Source organism: Paludisphaera borealis, from assembly GCF_001956985.1.
GTDB lineage: Bacteria > Planctomycetota > Planctomycetia > Isosphaerales > Isosphaeraceae > Paludisphaera > Paludisphaera borealis.
The window spans coordinates 564,187-579,032 of record NZ_CP019082.1 but is presented as its reverse complement, the minus strand read 5'-3'; the positions used below and the strand labels follow the sequence as shown (position 1 = coordinate 579,032).

General features: G+C 68.1%; 11 protein-coding genes. 4 read left to right on the top strand and 7 right to left on the bottom strand.

Annotated elements, in window-relative coordinates; translation table 11 throughout:
- Positions 1–10 precede the first annotated feature (10 nt).
- The 4 genes from BSF38_RS02240 to BSF38_RS02225 are packed head-to-tail and all read right to left on the bottom strand — an operon-like array spanning position 11 to position 7,309.
- Positions 11–1,435, bottom strand: a complete 1,425-nt coding sequence (locus BSF38_RS02240) for an MFS transporter (protein WP_076343261.1) — start codon at positions 1,433–1,435, stop codon at positions 11–13.
- On the bottom strand, positions 1,432–2,463 hold the full coding sequence (locus BSF38_RS02235) for a M14 family metallopeptidase (protein WP_076343260.1): 1,032 nt from the start codon (positions 2,461–2,463) through the stop codon (positions 1,432–1,434). The genes BSF38_RS02240 and BSF38_RS02235 overlap by 4 nt, the downstream gene beginning before the upstream one ends.
- Before the next feature lie 43 nt (positions 2,464–2,506).
- Positions 2,507–3,946: a DUF1501 domain-containing protein gene (locus BSF38_RS02230; RefSeq protein WP_076343259.1), complete on the bottom strand. Its 1,440-nt coding sequence runs from the start codon at positions 3,944–3,946 to the stop codon at positions 2,507–2,509.
- A gap of 24 nt (positions 3,947–3,970) precedes the next feature.
- Positions 3,971–7,309: a PSD1 and planctomycete cytochrome C domain-containing protein gene (locus BSF38_RS02225; RefSeq protein ID WP_076343258.1), complete on the bottom strand. Its 3,339-nt coding sequence runs from the start codon at positions 7,307–7,309 to the stop codon at positions 3,971–3,973.
- A gap of 221 nt (positions 7,310–7,530) precedes the next feature.
- Between BSF38_RS02225 and BSF38_RS02220 the strand changes: the two genes are divergently transcribed.
- The 4 genes from BSF38_RS02220 to BSF38_RS02205 all read left to right on the top strand — a co-directional run bounded on the left by BSF38_RS02220 (position 7,531) and on the right by BSF38_RS02205 (position 11,869).
- Positions 7,531–8,148, top strand: coding sequence for a GntR family transcriptional regulator (locus tag BSF38_RS02220; protein ID WP_076343257.1), 618 nt, complete (start codon positions 7,531–7,533; stop codon positions 8,146–8,148).
- A 389-nt stretch (positions 8,149–8,537) separates the two neighbouring features.
- Positions 8,538–9,098, top strand: a complete 561-nt coding sequence (locus BSF38_RS02215; RefSeq protein WP_076343256.1) for a hypothetical protein — start codon at positions 8,538–8,540, stop codon at positions 9,096–9,098.
- A gap of 364 nt (positions 9,099–9,462) precedes the next feature.
- Positions 9,463–10,884 (top strand): HEAT repeat domain-containing protein, encoded by a 1,422-nt coding sequence (locus tag BSF38_RS02210; RefSeq protein WP_083712639.1) that lies wholly within the window; start codon positions 9,463–9,465, stop codon positions 10,882–10,884.
- Between the two features lie 58 nt (positions 10,885–10,942).
- Positions 10,943–11,869, top strand: a complete 927-nt coding sequence (locus BSF38_RS02205; protein ID WP_076343254.1) for a uracil-DNA glycosylase — start codon at positions 10,943–10,945, stop codon at positions 11,867–11,869.
- A 7-nt stretch (positions 11,870–11,876) separates the two neighbouring features.
- Here the strand turns inward: BSF38_RS02205 and ligA are convergent, their stop codons facing one another.
- The 3 genes from ligA to ndk form a co-directional block, all read right to left on the bottom strand.
- Positions 11,877–13,898: an NAD-dependent DNA ligase LigA gene (gene ligA, locus BSF38_RS02200; protein ID WP_076343253.1), complete on the bottom strand. Its 2,022-nt coding sequence runs from the start codon at positions 13,896–13,898 to the stop codon at positions 11,877–11,879.
- 87 nt (positions 13,899–13,985) lie between these two features.
- Positions 13,986–14,279, bottom strand: coding sequence for a hypothetical protein (locus tag BSF38_RS02195; protein ID WP_076343252.1), 294 nt, complete (start codon positions 14,277–14,279; stop codon positions 13,986–13,988).
- A 37-nt stretch (positions 14,280–14,316) separates the two neighbouring features.
- Positions 14,317–14,772 carry a nucleoside-diphosphate kinase gene (ndk, locus tag BSF38_RS02190; protein ID WP_076343251.1) on the bottom strand — a complete coding sequence of 152 codons (456 nt, stop codon included), beginning with the start codon at positions 14,770–14,772 and terminating at the stop codon, positions 14,317–14,319.
- Positions 14,773–14,846: the final 74 nt, after the last annotated feature.

Here is a 14,846-nt window from a genome sequence, read left to right as displayed (position 1 = left end):
CGGTGGTCGGCTAGGCGACGGTCGGCGACGGCTCATCATAGCCGAGGGGGGCCTTCGGGTGGATCAGGATCCAGCAGGCGGCGGCCAGGATGAAGGCGAACATGAACGTGCCGAAGGCCGATTGATAGCCGTCGAGAACCGCGAAATGCTTGTCGGCCGACGAGAACTGTGCGACGGCGACGTCGAGGGACTTGGCTCGCGCCACGATCGACTGCTCGACCAGGGCACCGATCAGCCAGCCGGCCAGGGCGTTGCCGAGGGTGCCGATCGTGTTCATGCAGGCGGCGGTGACGGCGGCGTGCGCGCGGCCGAGGTCCTGGCAGGTCGCCCACGCCGCGCCAAGGGTCAGGTCGACCGTGAAGGCGGCCAGCGAGATCAGAATGCTGAACTGGTGGATGTTCTCGGCTCGGACCGCCCCCCACCAGCAGACCGCGCCCAGCGACAGGGCCGAGACGCCGAGCGCCTGGCGCGCCCGGCGGCGGTCGCCCAGAAACCGGGCCAAGCCGTTGACGAACACGCCGCCCAGAAAGCATCCCGCCGCGCCGACCCAGAGCGGGGCCCCCTTGTAGATCGCCCCCACGCGGTCGCCCTGCGTGACGCCGAACCGCTCCTCAAGGTAGGAGGGGAGATACGTCATGTTGAACGCCCACGCATAATTGATCGCACAATACATGATGCAAAGCGCACACAGGCTGCGACTCGTGAGAATCGCCTTCCAGGGGACGTTCGCATGGCTGGCGGTAGGTATTGGTTCGGAGCCGATCAGGGCGCGCTCGGCGGCGTTGACGTCCGGGTGGTCGTCGGGACGGTCGCGGAACCAGAGGGAAAAGGCGACCGCCCAGACCACGCCGACGAGGCCGAAGAGGAGGAACGCCCCTCGCCAGCCCATCAGCGGCGCCGATGCGGCGGTGCCGCCGACGAGGATCGCCCAGATCAGCGGCGTCACCCCTCCCATCAGCCGTCCCGACATGAAGACCAGCCCTTGGGCCGTCTCCCAGCTTCGCGACGGGAACCAGTTGTGCAGCGCCCGGGTGATGTTCGGATACGCGCCCGCCTCGCCGGCGCCGAAGAGGAACCGGAGGGCGACGAGCGTGCCGAGCCCGCCGAGAGCCGTCGCGCCGACGCGGAGGCCGACCACGCCGGTCAAGGCCGTGCAGGCCGACCACCAGAGCACGATCCGCATCAGCATGGCGCGCGGGCCGATGCGGTCGCCCATCGCCCCGGCGGGGATCTCGAACGCGGCGTAGGCGATGGCGAACGACGTCATCGTCCACTTGAGCTGCGACACGTCGGTGAGCCCCAGCTCCGCCGCGATCGACGGCGCGGCGGTGCTGAAGCAGGCCCGGTCGAGATACGTGATCATCGACAGCGAACAGGCGAATCCGAGGACCCGATAGCGCACGCGCGACGGTCGCGCAGCGGCTTCGAGACTCATCGGGCAGCGTTCCGGGCGACCACGACGATGTGCTGCCCGCGCGGCACGGCCGCCGCCCACGCCTGGGCCAGCACCACGCCATCGACCCCCGCCACACACGGCCAGGGGTCCATGTCGATGTGGTCGAAATCGTGGAGCAGGCCGACGGTCTCGCCGCGGCGGACTGCCGTCCCGCATTCCATCAGCGGCTCGTAGTGGCCGTCGAACGGGGCGACGGTGAAGCAGTCGCGATCGACCATCTCGACGACCCGCTGAGTGCCAGCCTTGTGGTAGTCGATGGGCTCGATTTCCCCCTTGAGCTGGCCCTGGTGGATCGCCGCCGCGAGGACCCCCTGCGTGCCGTAGCGGACGCCGTCCACGTTCACCGAGCGGCCCCAGCCCAGTTCGGTCCCCACGGTGATCTTGCCCAGCCGCTCGGCCTCGCTCGGCAGCAGCCCCGGCGTGACGTTCTGATAGACCATCAGGCAGGGCGTGCCGAACCACCGGGCCGTCTTCTCGATCTCGGCGGCGAGCTTGGGATCGTCCACGGGATGGTAATTCGCGCAGAGGGCGAAGCGGGCGACGTCGCCGCCGGCGTGAAGGTCGATCACCGTGTGGACGCGGGGCCAGATGAACTGGCGGACGAACGCCGCGATCCGGTGCGTGATCCCGGCCAGAGCGGGGGTCACGCCGGCGCCCTCGACGAACGCCCGGTTCAAGTTCACGCCGTCGTCGGGCTGGCTCTCGCGGGTCCCCGAGCGGAACGCCGACGGGTTGAGCACGGGGATGAAGATGATCCGCCCGCGCACGTCCTCCAGGCGGATCCGCTTCATCAAATGCTTGAGGGCGACCGGGCCTTCGTACTCGTTGCCGTGGTTCGACCCGAAGGCGACGAGGCCGCGGTCGGGGACGGCCTCGGACCCGACCCAGACGGTCAGGGGGATCAGGTGATCACCCCAGATGCTGTCGTGCTCAAGGGCGACCCAGTAGTCGCGGCGGCCGGGGGAGTCGAGGTCGAGTCGGTCGGGGCGGGCTACGACGCGCGTCATGCGGTTGGGTCCGTGTTTTCGTCGAGGGATGTTGAGAAGAAACTCAGGCGACGACCGGCCGGATCACCTGGCCGTGGACGTCGGTAAGGCGGAAGTCTCGACCGGCGTAGCGGTAGGTCAGACGCTCGTGGTCGAAGCCGAGCAGGTGGAGGATCGTCGCGTGGAAGTCGTGGACGGTGACCGGGTCCTGGACGGCCTTGAAGCCGAAGTCGTCGGTCGCGCCGTGGACCGTCCCCCCCTTGACGCCGCCGCCGGCCATCCAGACGGTGAAGCCGTAGTGGTTGTGGTCGCGGCCGAGCTGCGACTCGCCGTTGCCGCCCAGCTCGACGGTCGGCGTCCGGCCGAACTCGCCCCCCCAGAGGACGAGCGTGTCTTCGAGCATCCCGCGCTGCTTGAGGTCGGTCAACAGGGCGGCGATCGGCTGGTCGATCTCGGCGGCCAACTTGCGGTGGTTCGACTCGATCTGGGCGTGGTTGTCCCAGGGCTGCCCCGCGCCGTGCCAGAGCTGCACATAGCGGACGCCGCGCTCCAGCAGCCGACGCGCGATGAGCGTTTGGCGACCGTGGACGGTCTCGCCGTACATTTCGCGGATCATCTCGGGCTCGCGCTTCACGTCGAAAGCGTCGGCGGCCTCCATCTGCATCCGGAAGGCCATCTCGAACGACTGGATGCGGGCGTCGAGCCGGGCGTCGGGCCGATGCTGATGGTGCTCGGCGTTCAGAGTCCGCAGCAGGTCGAGCTGCCGGCGCTGAGTGATCGTCGAGGCGTGCGGACTGCGGATGTTCTCGATCAGCTTGTCGACCTCGGTGAACTGGGGGTCGACGAACGTCCCCTGGTAGACCCCGGGCAGAAAGGCCGAGCCCCAGTTCTCGGCGTCCTTGACCGGGAAGCCGCTGGGGCACATGGCGACGAAACCGGGAAGGTTGCGGTTCTCGGTGCCGAGCCCGTACATCACCCACGCCCCGACGCTCGGCCGAGGGAGCACCGAGTCGCCGCAGTTCATGAGCATCAGCGACGGCTCGTGATTAGGCACCTGGGCGACCATCGACCGGATCACGGCGATGTCGTCGATGTGCGCGGCGGTCTTCTCGAACAGCTCGCTGACCTCGATGCCGCTCTCGCCGTACCGCCGGAACTTGAACGGCGACGGGAACGCCGCTCCGGTCTTCCGCTCGGTGGTCAGGTTTTGCGGAACCGGCTTGCCGGCGTACTTCAACAACGCGGGCTTGGGGTCGAACGTATCGACCTGGCTCGGACCGCCGTTGAGGAAGAAGTGGATCACCCGCTTAGCCTTGCCCGGGAAATGCGGCGGCTTCACCCCGAGCGCGTCGGCGGCGGGATTACCGGCCGAGGCGGCGACGTCGGCGTAGGCCCGCTCATCGCTCAGGATGCTGCTGAGTCCCAGCGCGCCGAGGCCCAGCGCGGACCGCTGGAGCAACGACCTGCGGCTGATCGGGAACCGGTCGGGGAAGACGTCTCGCATGGCGAAGGCCCCTCGGATCGATCGTCAATCGACGAACAAGAATTCGTTGGACATCAGCAACACCTGGGCGAGCTGCTCCCAGGGTTTCAACTGGCGCGTCGGAGGTCCGGTGAAGTCGCGTGAGGCGTCCCATTCGGACGTCTCCGAGGTCGCCTTGACGTCGGCGGGGGCGACGAGCCGGATCTTGGGCGACCAGAGATGCTGGTCGCTGTTCAGGCCGTCGCGGATGTCGACCACGAAGTCGATCGTGTCGCCGGGCTCGACGGCGACCTTCGCGACGTGGAAATCGACCTTCGCGTTGTGCACGACCGCCGTCTTGAGGACGCCGTGCCGGCTGGAGACCACCCAGGCGCGAACGCCGTCGCCGCCGGCCACGTCGTGAACCAACGTCGAATCGACGGCGACTTCACCACGGATCGGAGCCGTCCACCGCCGGAAGGTGGAGCGGGCCAGATCGTCGCCCGGATGCCCTCCTTCGGCCGTGATCCGCGCCCAGCCGAGCGTCGGGTCGGGCCATTGCGGGCCGCCTCCCCATCCCTTGCCGTCGTAGTGGGGCAGGGGCTTGAACACCTTGGAAGGTCCCGACTTGGGATCGACCGGCCCGTAGCCGTAGCTCCAGGCGAGCGTCGCGGGGGGAGCGACCGGGGCCAGCTCGGCGGCGGCCGAGGCCACGAACGCGCGGGCCGCACTCGCCTGGTCCGGGGTCGGATCGCGCTGATAGATTGACCGATAGAGGAAGCCGACCGCCGCGTCGGGATCGTCGGACGGCAGCCGGGCGGCCAGGACGCGGGCGCGGTCGGCGAAGAACGCGTGGTTCATCGCGAACAGCGCCTGCTGGGGGACGGTCGTCTCGCTCCGGGTCGGAATGTGGAGGTCCGGGTTGGCGAAGTCGAAGACCCGAAGCACCCCCGGCAGGAACTGGCGATCGACCAGGCCGTAGAGCGTGCGACGGACGTTCGGAGCGGCGAACAGATCGACCGCCCGGCCCCCCATGCGTGGGTCCAGCTCGCCGCTGACGGCGAGGACTGAATCGCGGGCCTCCTCGAAGCTCAGCCGGTGCGGGTTCATCCTCCAGAGCAGGCGGTTCTCGGGGTCCTTGTCCTCCGACCGGGCGCGGGCGGCGAGGTCGTCGGGGCCGTTGGAACGCTGCTGATAGGCGGACGTGAGGAGGATGAGGCGGTGGATCGCCTTCGTGCTCCAGCCCTCGGACACGAGGCGGCGGGCCAGCCAGTCGAGCAGCTCGGGATGGCTCGGCGGCTCGGACCGGATTCCGAAATCGGAGGGCGTGCGCACCAGCCCCGCGCCGAAATGGTGCGTCCAGATCCGATTGACCCAGACGCGCGCCGTGAGCGGGTTGCCGGGGTCGACAATCGCTTCGGCCAGCTCCAGCCGGCCACTGCCGTTGGCGAACGGCTTGCGGTCGGGGCCGGCGACGACCTGCAAGAACCGCCGTGGGACCTCGTCGCCCAGGTTCGCCGAACTGCCGCGCTTGAAGATCCGGGGCTCGCGAAGCTCGGCGCGGTCGACGACGGCCACCGCGTGAGGCGGCGCCTGCGGCGAGTTGATCAGCCAGCGGTCGACCTCGCCCTGAAGGGTCCACAGCTTGACGACGTTGGCCGAGTCGAAGAACCATTCCGTCGTGACGATCGGCTCGTCGGGCACGTAGCACGGCGACTCGTCGGCGGCGTAGAGGACGCGCCGAAGCGCCTCGACGGCCGGTTCGGGCAGCGTCGCCGCGTCGGGCTTGGCCTTCCGGGCCTCTCCCCACAGCCGGTCGACCTCGGCGAACAGCTTGCCGTAGCGCTCGGCCGCCTCGCGGATCGTCGCGGGGGGCTTTGCGAAGGCCGAGGCCACAAGCGGATTCAGCGGCGGCACCCCGTCGCGGGTCAGATCGCGCGTCACTTCCGCCGCCTTGGCCGCGAACTCGGCCGGCGCGAGCGCGGCGAAGCGGCGCCAGGGGCGGAAGATCGGATCGTCCGCCTTGGCGAGCTTGTCCAGGTACGCATTCCAGCGGCGGACGAACCCCGGGATCAGGTCCTTCTCATAGAGGACCGTGTCGAACCCCTCCGCAGGGACGCTCGACAGATCCTGCTGCACAAGCAGGTACTCGGCGATGCGGCCTCGAACCCGCTTCGACGCTTCCTCCCGGCTGGCGGCCGTGCCGTCGCGGAGCGCGTCGCGGCGTTTCTTCAGCTCCTTCTCAAACGCCTCGTCCTTGACGGCCGGCTCGGCGAGCGGGACCGTGCGTTCGGTGCAGTTCATGAAGACGCCGTAGAGCGAATAGTAGTCGGCGGTCGGGATCGGGTCGAACTTGTGGTCGTGACACCGGGCGCAGCCGACCGTCATCCCCATCGTTCCCCGGGTGACGACGTCGATCCGGTCGTCGATGACGTCGGGAGTTACGCCGAGGAACCGCCGGCCGAGCGTCAGGAAGCCCATCGCCGCCAGGGCCGAGGGATCGTCGGGGTCGGCCTGATCGGCGGCGATCTGATCGAGCAAGAACCGGTTGTAGGGGAGATCCTTGTTGAACGCGTTCACCACCCAGTCGCGGTAGGCGGCCGACTGCACGAAGAACCGCTCCTCGCGGCCGTAGACGTACCCCTTGGTGTCGGAGTAGCGGGCGACGTCCAGCCAGTGCCGCGCCCACTGCTCGCCGTACGCCTTCGAAGCCAGCAGGCGGTCGACGAGCTTGGCGAAAGCGTCCGGATCGGGGTCGGCGACGAAGGCCGCGACCTCCTCGGCGGTCGGCGGCAAGCCGGTCAGGTCGTACGACGCGCGGCGGATCAGCGTCGGCCGGTCGGCGGCGGGCGACGGCGACAGGCCTGCGGCGTCGAGCTTCGCCTTGATGAACGCGTCGATCGGGTTGCGGCCCCAATCCGAGCCGACGGCGGGCGGCTTGGGATCGGCCACGGGCTGAAACGCCCAGTGCCGCGCCCAGATCTCCTTACGCGTGGCGGCCGCCGGAGTCGACGCTTGCGGCCACGGCGCGCCCGCGGCGATCCAGCGTTCGAGGACGGCGACTTGCTCCTTCGACAGGGCTTTCTTCGGCGGCATCTTCAGGTCGCCCGTCCGCCGAACCGCCTGGATCAATAGGCTCTCATCCGGCTTCCCCGGCTCAAGCGCCGGCCCCGTATCGCCCCCTTCGACCATCATCGGTCGCGAGTCGAGCCGCAGGCCCCCCTTCTGCTTCTCCGGACCGTGGCACGACTGGCAGTGCTCGACCAGGAGCGGCCGAACGTGCTTCTCGAAGTCTTCGACATCGGCCGGCGATTCGGCCCGCGCCGCGACGGACGAGAACGAGACTGCGAAAGCAATCGCGAGCAGCGCGGTCGTTCCGGTGAATCTCAGCCGATCGTCGGGCATGGGCAACCTCGCTCGGACGCGGGCGGGATGGAACCGGCGGAAGGAGGGCCGCCGATGGTGAATGGTAGACGACGACGGCTCGGTCGTCCACTCGGAAGGAAGCTTCGAGGCGATCGAGATTGTAGACAATCCGCGCCGGATTGTCTACAATCTTCCGAGGTCGATCGGGACCTCCGCCACATCGTCGAGATCACGGCCTTTCTTTGAATGAGATTGTTTTCATGACGGCCGAAGCTACGGGTTCGCCGGGTTCGCGCGTGGCCCACACGCTGCGTGAAGAGATCCTCACCGGGCGGCTCGAAGCCGGTTCTCGGCTGACCGAGGCCGAGATCGCCAGCCGGTTCGGGGTAGGGCGTGGTCTCGTCCGCGAGGCGGTGCAGCGGCTTTCGCTCCAGGGGCTGCTGATCAGCCGTCCGAATCGCGGGGCGGTAGTCGCGCCCGAGGCTCCGCGCGCGATCCGCAGTCTTATCGTCCCGATCCGCCGCACGCTCGAGGTTTACGCCTTGCAACTCGTCTTCGACGAACTCCGCGAAGCCGACTTCGCCGTCTGGGAGACGATCCTGCTCCGGATGCGCGACGCCTGCGAGCGCCGCGATTTCCAGGCTGTCGCCGAGGCCGACATCGCCTTTCACCGCGCGTTGCTCGAACGCGCCGGCCAGCCCGACTTGATCGTCATCTGGGAAACGCTCGTGGGCCGCATCCGCTCGCACTTCCAGAGCACGCAGCGGCGATTCCCGGACGCCATGGAGATCTACGACGAGCACCGCGCCATCCTCGAATCGTTCCGCGGCCGCGACCTCGCCGCCGCCACGCGGCTCTTGAAGGAGAAGATCGGCTAGGTTCCGCTTTCGAGCGAACCATCTTGGATTCAGTCCACTTCCAGATACCATCTCCGCATCTTCGGGGGTTTTCGCAATACGTCGCGACCGTGCCGCGCAGAGTGGATGGGCCCCTTCGTCGACTCTGACACTTAACAGAGGGTCGGAGCATAGACGCCGGAGGCTCATGCCGGCCGTAATCGTCGCGACCGCAGACGCCCGCACCCTCGACGACTTCTACCAGCGGTTCCGAATCGTCACGGTGGTCTCCTGCTCAGACCATGTGGTAATGATGTATCTGACGGAACACCACTTCACTAAGATGAAGTCGGGGACTGGGCAGTGGCCGCTTGTCGAGTAACTGATCGCCTCGCTCAAGTGGCGCATTCCAAGTGGAGGGAGGATTGACGATGAAGAAATCCCTCGCCATGACGGCGTTGGTTCTCGCGACCTGCATCCCTATCGGGCTCGCGGCCGGGACCGCCGTCCGGAGGAGAGCGGCCGGCGCTGCTGCGCAGCCGTTACGACAGACGGTGGAAAAGGCTTTCATCGCGCCCGACGCGGAGGCCCAAGCCGTGTTGCGGGAACAGGACGTGATGCGGTATCGGGGAACTGAGATCCGTCCCCACCCCGATGCCGGCGGCCCAAACATCGAACTGCAGAGCCGGATCGGCCGGCTCTTCGCGTTGCACGACCCGCCGGCGCCGCCGGCCCGGCTGGCCCACTTCGCCTGGCTCGACCGTCCGGGCGTGCGGATCAACGGCTGGTACGGCACGATCAAGAACGTCGTTCAGGAAGACGACCGGACGCTGGTCCGCGTGCAGGTCCTCCCCCACCTGGCTAGCGAGGCGGGCGCGGTTACGTCGACCACGGCCTCCTACCTGGAGACCTACGCGGTGACCGACGACGGCGTACAATTCCTTGAGAGTGAAGCGCCCCAAGGCGGGTTGACCATCCTGATGACGGACTGAAAGCGCGAAGCCGCAGCGTTGGGGCTCGGGTCGCTGATCCCGGTATGACCGTGGATCGGCGTCCGGCCTCCCTGCGGCGCTAGGTTCCCTCCGACGGCTCGCCACGTGTCGAGCGACCAGGAGTTCGCCCTGAATGCTTCCGACTTCCCCCAGCCAAGGGGAGAGCGGCGGCCCCCTCCCAGGCAACCCAATTCACCCGAACCACGAAGACGCACCAGCCAGCGCAATCAGACGCCGCAAACAGAGCCGGCGCTCCGCCTGAAATCGGCGATTGCAGGGTCTTGCCGACGTCCTCTACAATACGTGTCGACGTATCAATAGAGATGGGAGTCGGTCCAACTCTGATGACGAAGGCGAGGCCGAGATGAGTCGCGCATCGCTCAGGAGGGTGGCGCTGGGGTGCTTGATGGGCGCCCTGGGATCGGGCACGGTCGGGCCGGTCGCGACTGCGAGGGCCGACGTGATCGTCTTGCGAGGCGGCGGGCAGGTCGAGGGCAAGGTGGTCCCCGCTTCTGTTTCCGCCCAGTCCAAATCGAAGTCCAAAGACAGTCGCGTCGAGATCTTGCTGCTCAAGAGCAAGACCCCCCTGATGCTGCGCAAGGAGCAGATTCTCGAGATCGTCCCCAAGGCGAGTCCGCTGGACGAATACCTGGTGAAGCGCGAGAAGGCGGCGGCGACGGCCCCGGCCCAGTTCGAGCTTGGCCAGTGGTGCGAGAGCAACAAGCTCGGCGACCTGGCCCGGGTTCACTATGAGGCGGCCCTCGAACACGACAAGACGCTCGTCGCGGCGCATCAGAAGCTCGGCCACGTCGAGCACGCCGGCCAGTGGGTCTCGCGCGACGAGCTGCGCAAGGCGCAGGGGCTGACCAAGCATAAGGGGCGTTGGATCACCGAGGACGAAAAAACCAAGCAAGACGAGCAGGCCCTGACGACCGCCGGGCAAGCCGCGTGGGTCCGGCGGATCAAGCTGATGGTCCAGGGGGTTCTCTCGGGCGCCCCGGACCGCCGGCGCGAGGCGGAAACGCAGTTCATGCAGATCCGCGACCCGGAAGCGGTGTGGCCGCTGGTGAAGGTCATGGGGGGAGCCGAAACCGACCTCCGGATCTTGCTGGCGCAGACGCTCGGCGAGATCCCGGGCAAAGAATCGGCGCAGGCGCTGGTGCGGCTGATTCTGGCCGAGGAAGAGGACGTGGTCCGCGGCGTGGTGCTCGACCGCCTCAAGAAGAGCGACGATCCCGGCATCCAGCCCCAGCTCGTGCGGGCGCTCGGCTCCAACGACTTGAGGGTGGTCAATCGCGCGGCCTGGACGCTCGGAAATCTGGACGCCGTCGGGGCCGTGCCCCGGCTGCTGAACGTCCTGGTGACGAGCGAGGAACGGCTGGTCCTGGTCCCGCCCCCCACCGGGGGACAAGGCCCCGGCTTTCCGCCCATCCTGATGGCCTGGAACGGGAACTCGGCCGCCTATATGATCCCACCGGCCGTGGGAGCCGGCTCGGTCGCCTTCGGCGCGACCGTCGTCCCCGGCGTGTTCGCACTCGATCCCTACAACCCCGGAGTCCCGCTGGGACCAACCCTGGGAGGCGGGGATTACCCCGGGTCGATGGGGGGCAACCGCGGGCCCACCCCGCGGCTGATGACCTTCACGTACCAGAACGTCGAGGTCCTGGGCGCCCTCGTCAAGCTGACCGAGCAGGACTTCGGCTACGACGTCGACCAGTGGCGGCAGTGGGTGGCCCGGTCGTTCAACCCCCGGCCCAACCCGGTCCGCCGAGTCCCCCAGCCCTGATCCGATCGTGACGATTCTTCGAGACGAAATTTGCAGGCCTATCGCCGGGAGTGATGCGTTGACCGAGGCGGAAAGGGATTTCGACGCCGAGCGAGGACGACTGATTCGCGAGGTGCGCCAGCGGCTGGAATCGCTGGCCAGGGCCGGAGCCACGAACCTGCCGCGAGTCGAGGTCGAGGTCGTCTCGACCGTCGTCCGCGAACGCGAAGCGCCGGCTCCGGCGGCGGTCGTCGCCGTCGCCGTCGAGAGCCCGCCGATCGCCCGGCCCCGGCCGATCGAGCCGGTCGCGGCGCCCAAGCCGAGTCCGCCGCCGGCGCCGAAGCCGCTTCCGGTCTTGCCGGCGCGGTCGTTGTTCGACGATTCGGGGCTCGCCGCGCCGGTGGTTCCGCCGGAGGAGCGTCCCGCGCTGCTGGCGGCCCTCGCCGAGCAGGTGGCCGGCTGTCGCAAGTGCCCGCACCTGGCGGCGACGCGGACCCAGACGGTCTTCGCCGACGGCAGCCCGACGGCCCGGCTGATGTTCATCGGCGAGGCCCCCGGCGCCGACGAGGACCGGACCGGCGTCCCGTTCATCGGCAAGGCCGGGCAGTTGCTCACCGACATGATCACCAAGGGGATGGGCCTGGGTCGCCAGGACGTCTACATCGCCAACATCCTCAAGTGCCGGCCGCCCGAGAACCGCGACCCGACCCCCGAGGAGTCGGCGAACTGCTTCCCTTACCTCGAACGCCAGATCGAGATCGTCCGGCCCGAGTTCATCTGCCTGCTGGGGCGGATCGCCACGAGCACCCTCCTGCACACCGCCCTGAGCATGAGCCGACTGCGCGGCAGGTGGCATCGCGTCCATGGCGTGCCGACGATCGCCACGTATCACCCCGCATACCTGCTCCGCAACCCGGCCGCCAAGAAAGACGCCTGGGAAGACTTGCAAATGCTCATGCGAGCCATGGGGTTGGCTGTCCCGAAGCGGAAAGGTCCGGCCGAGTGAGCGGCGGTCACGACGCGCCGGCGAGGCGCTCGAATTCGGGTTCGTCGAGGATCGTGACGCCGAGCTTCCGGGCGTTGTCGAGCTTCTTCCCCGCGTCGGCGCCGGCGAGGACGTAGGTCGTCGACTTGGAGACCGAGCCGGTGACCTTGCCGCCGAGGCTCTTGATCAAGACCTCGGCTTCCGGCCGGGTGCGTTTGGGGAGGGTTCCGGTCAGCACGAACGTCTTGCCGGCGAACGGCAAATCGGCGGAGTTCGCGGTCGGCGGCTGGTACGGCTGGGGGTCGACGCCCACAGCGCCAAGCTGGTCGAGAAGCTGATGATGGTCAGGGTCCTGGAAGAACTCGTGGACGCTGGCCGCGACGACCTGGCCGAGCCCGGGGATCGCCTCCAGGTCGGCGAGCGTCGCGTTGCGGACGTCGGCGAGCGTCGGGAAGCGGGCCGCCAGCAGTTCGGCCGTCCGCACGCCGACGTGGCGGATCGCCAGCCCGGTGAGGAAGCGGTCGAGCGTCCGGCTCTTGCTCCGCTCGATCCCCGCGATCAGGTTCTCGGCCGACTTCTCGCCCATGCGTTCGAGGTCCGCCAGCGTCGGCGCGTCGAGCCGGTACAGGTCGACGAAAGAGCGAACGAGCCCCGACGACACGAGCTGCTCGACGAGCTTTTCGCCCAGGCCGTCGATGTCGAGCGAGTCGCGGTGCGCGTACTGGCGAAGCCTCCCCTTGAGCTGCTCGGTGCAAGCGGAAGGGGGGTTCGAGCAACGGTAGTCGACCTCGCCGGGGTCGCGGACGACCGGCGCGCCGCAGTTCGGGCAGTGCTCGGGGAAGTAGTACGGGACCTCGTCGCCGGTGCGGGCGTCCTTCTCGACGCGGACGACCTGGGGGATGATCTCGCCGGCCTTCTGGACGACCACGGCGTCGCCGACCCGGACGTCCTTGCGGGCGATCTCGTCGGCGTTGTGGAGCGTCGCCCGCTTGACCGTCGTGCCGGCGAGCCGGACCGGGACCAGCTCGGCGACGGGCGTCAGCTTGCCGGTCTTGCCGACCTGCACGGTGATCGCCACAATCTTCGTGATCGCCTGCTCGGCCTCGTACTTGAAGGCGATCGACCACCTCGGGCTCTTGGTCCGCGCCCCCAGCCGCCGCCGCTGGTTGAGGTCGTCGACCTTGATCACCAGGCCGTCGGTCTGGAAGTCGAGCGTGTTCCGCTTCGTCTCCCATTCCTGGGCGTGCTCGATGACCTGGTCGATCGCGTCGTACCGCTTCATGTGGGAGCTGACGGGGATTCCCAGCGCCTTGACCTTCTTGACGAGATCGAAATACGAGGGGTCGTCGATGCCTTGATACTCGCCGAGGCCGTGCGACACGAACCGGAGCCGGCGCTGGCCGCAGATCTTCGGGTCGAGCAGCTTGAGCGAGCCGGCCGTGGAGTTCCTCGGGTTCTCGAACGGCTTCTCCCCGGCCTCCTTGCGCAGCGCGTTGATGCGGGCCAGCTCGGCATTGGTCATGAAGACCTCGCCGCGGACTTCGAGCAGGTCGGGCGCGTCGCCTTTCAAGGCCAGGGGGATCTCGCGGACAGTACGGAGGTTGGCGGTGACGTCGTCGCCGCGCTCACCGTCGCCCCGGGTCGCGCCCTGGACGAACTTGCCGTGCTCGTAGCGGACCGAGACCGCGACGCCGTCGACCTTCAACTCGACGACGTACTTCACGACCTCGTCGGCGTTCAACCCGCGACGAACGCGGGCGTCCCACTCGCGGATCTCGTCGTAGCTGTAGGTGTTGTCGATCGAGAGCATGGGCACGGTGTGCGCCACGGTCTCGAACTGGGCGAGCGGCGAGCCGCCGACGCGCTGGGTGGGGCTGTCGGGCGTGACCAGCTCGGGGTGTTCGGCCTCGATCTCGGTCAGCCGAGCCATCAGTCGGTCGAACTCGCGGTCGCTGATCTCGGGGGCGGCTTCGAGATAGTAAAGCCGGTTGTGCCGCTCGATCTCGGCGCGGAGGTTCTCGATCTCTTTGCTCAGATCCTTTGAAGCCATCGGCGGGCCTCCCTTCCGTGGATCAGCTCTCAATCGCGGTTTTCGGTCGGGTCGCGCGGTCGGCCTCCGACTTGACGCGGCCGCGCGCTAGCCGCGCCCGCCGCGCTTGCGTCGTTCCGTGTACCAGCGGTCGGTGGCCATCATCACGACGCCGGTGGCGAACATGACGAGGAATTCGATGGTCATCACGAGCGGCCCGTTACGGTCGAACCACAGCGCGACCCGGCGTGAGCGTTCGCTCGCCGGGACGTTCGCCGGATCCAGGGCGAAGCCGCTCACCAGGTAGGCCAGGGCCGTGACCACGAAGATCGTGCTCACGGCCACCAGGGCCAGATAGAACGGGTTCGTGAGGATCTCGTTCCTGCGATACGTTCGAGCCATGGGATCACGATCGTCGGAGAAGAGATGCGGAGCGCGCTCAGGCGCCGTCGAAGACCCACTGGGCACCGGCCACGGTGTAGTCGACGACCTCGCCGGGCTTGAACCAGAGGGCGATCTCGCGCGTGGCCGACTCGGGGCTGTCGCTGCCGTGGACGAGGTTGTTCTGCTTGCTGATCGAGAAATCGCCGCGGATCGTCCCGGGCGCGGCGGCGACGCCGTTGGTCGCTCCGAGCATCGACCGCACGACGCTGATCGCTTCGTTGCCTTCGAGCACGCCGACCACGACCGGCCCGCCCGTGATGAAGTCGATCAGCCCCTCGAAGAACGGCTTGCCCGCGTGCTCGGCGTAGTGCTTCTCGCCCAGCGCCCGATCGACCTGGATCAGCTTGAGCGCGGCGATCCGCAGGCCCTTGGCCTCGAACCGGGCGATGATCTCGCCGGCCAGCCGTCGTTGAACGCAATCGGGCTTAAGGATGATCAAAGTTTTCTGCATGAAAGGAAACTCGTACTCGTAGCGGGATGCGTTGAAATTGAAGTTGAAACCGAGGCCGAGGGCCGATGTCGGAC

Bases quoted from the DNA above. Each gene is read 5' to 3' on its own strand.
- BSF38_RS02240 (WP_076343261.1), bottom strand. From the start codon at position 1,435: ATGAGTCTCGAAGCCGCTGCGCGACCGTCGCGCGTGCGCTATCGGGTC.
- BSF38_RS02235 (WP_076343260.1), bottom strand. From the start codon at position 2,463: ATGACGCGCGTCGTAGCCCGCCCCGACCGACTCGACCTCGACTCCCCC.
- BSF38_RS02230 (WP_076343259.1), bottom strand. From the start codon at position 3,946: ATGCGAGACGTCTTCCCCGACCGGTTCCCGATCAGCCGCAGGTCGTTG.
- BSF38_RS02225 (WP_076343258.1), bottom strand. From the start codon at position 7,309: ATGCCCGACGATCGGCTGAGATTCACCGGAACGACCGCGCTGCTCGCG.
- BSF38_RS02220 (WP_076343257.1), top strand. From the start codon at position 7,531: ATGACGGCCGAAGCTACGGGTTCGCCGGGTTCGCGCGTGGCCCACACG.
- BSF38_RS02215 (WP_076343256.1), top strand. From the start codon at position 8,538: ATGAAGAAATCCCTCGCCATGACGGCGTTGGTTCTCGCGACCTGCATC.
- BSF38_RS02210 (WP_083712639.1), top strand. From the start codon at position 9,463: ATGAGTCGCGCATCGCTCAGGAGGGTGGCGCTGGGGTGCTTGATGGGC.
- ligA (WP_076343253.1), bottom strand. From the start codon at position 13,898: ATGGCTTCAAAGGATCTGAGCAAAGAGATCGAGAACCTCCGCGCCGAG.
- BSF38_RS02195 (WP_076343252.1), bottom strand. From the start codon at position 14,279: ATGGCTCGAACGTATCGCAGGAACGAGATCCTCACGAACCCGTTCTAT.
- ndk (WP_076343251.1), bottom strand. From the start codon at position 14,772: ATGCAGAAAACTTTGATCATCCTTAAGCCCGATTGCGTTCAACGACGG.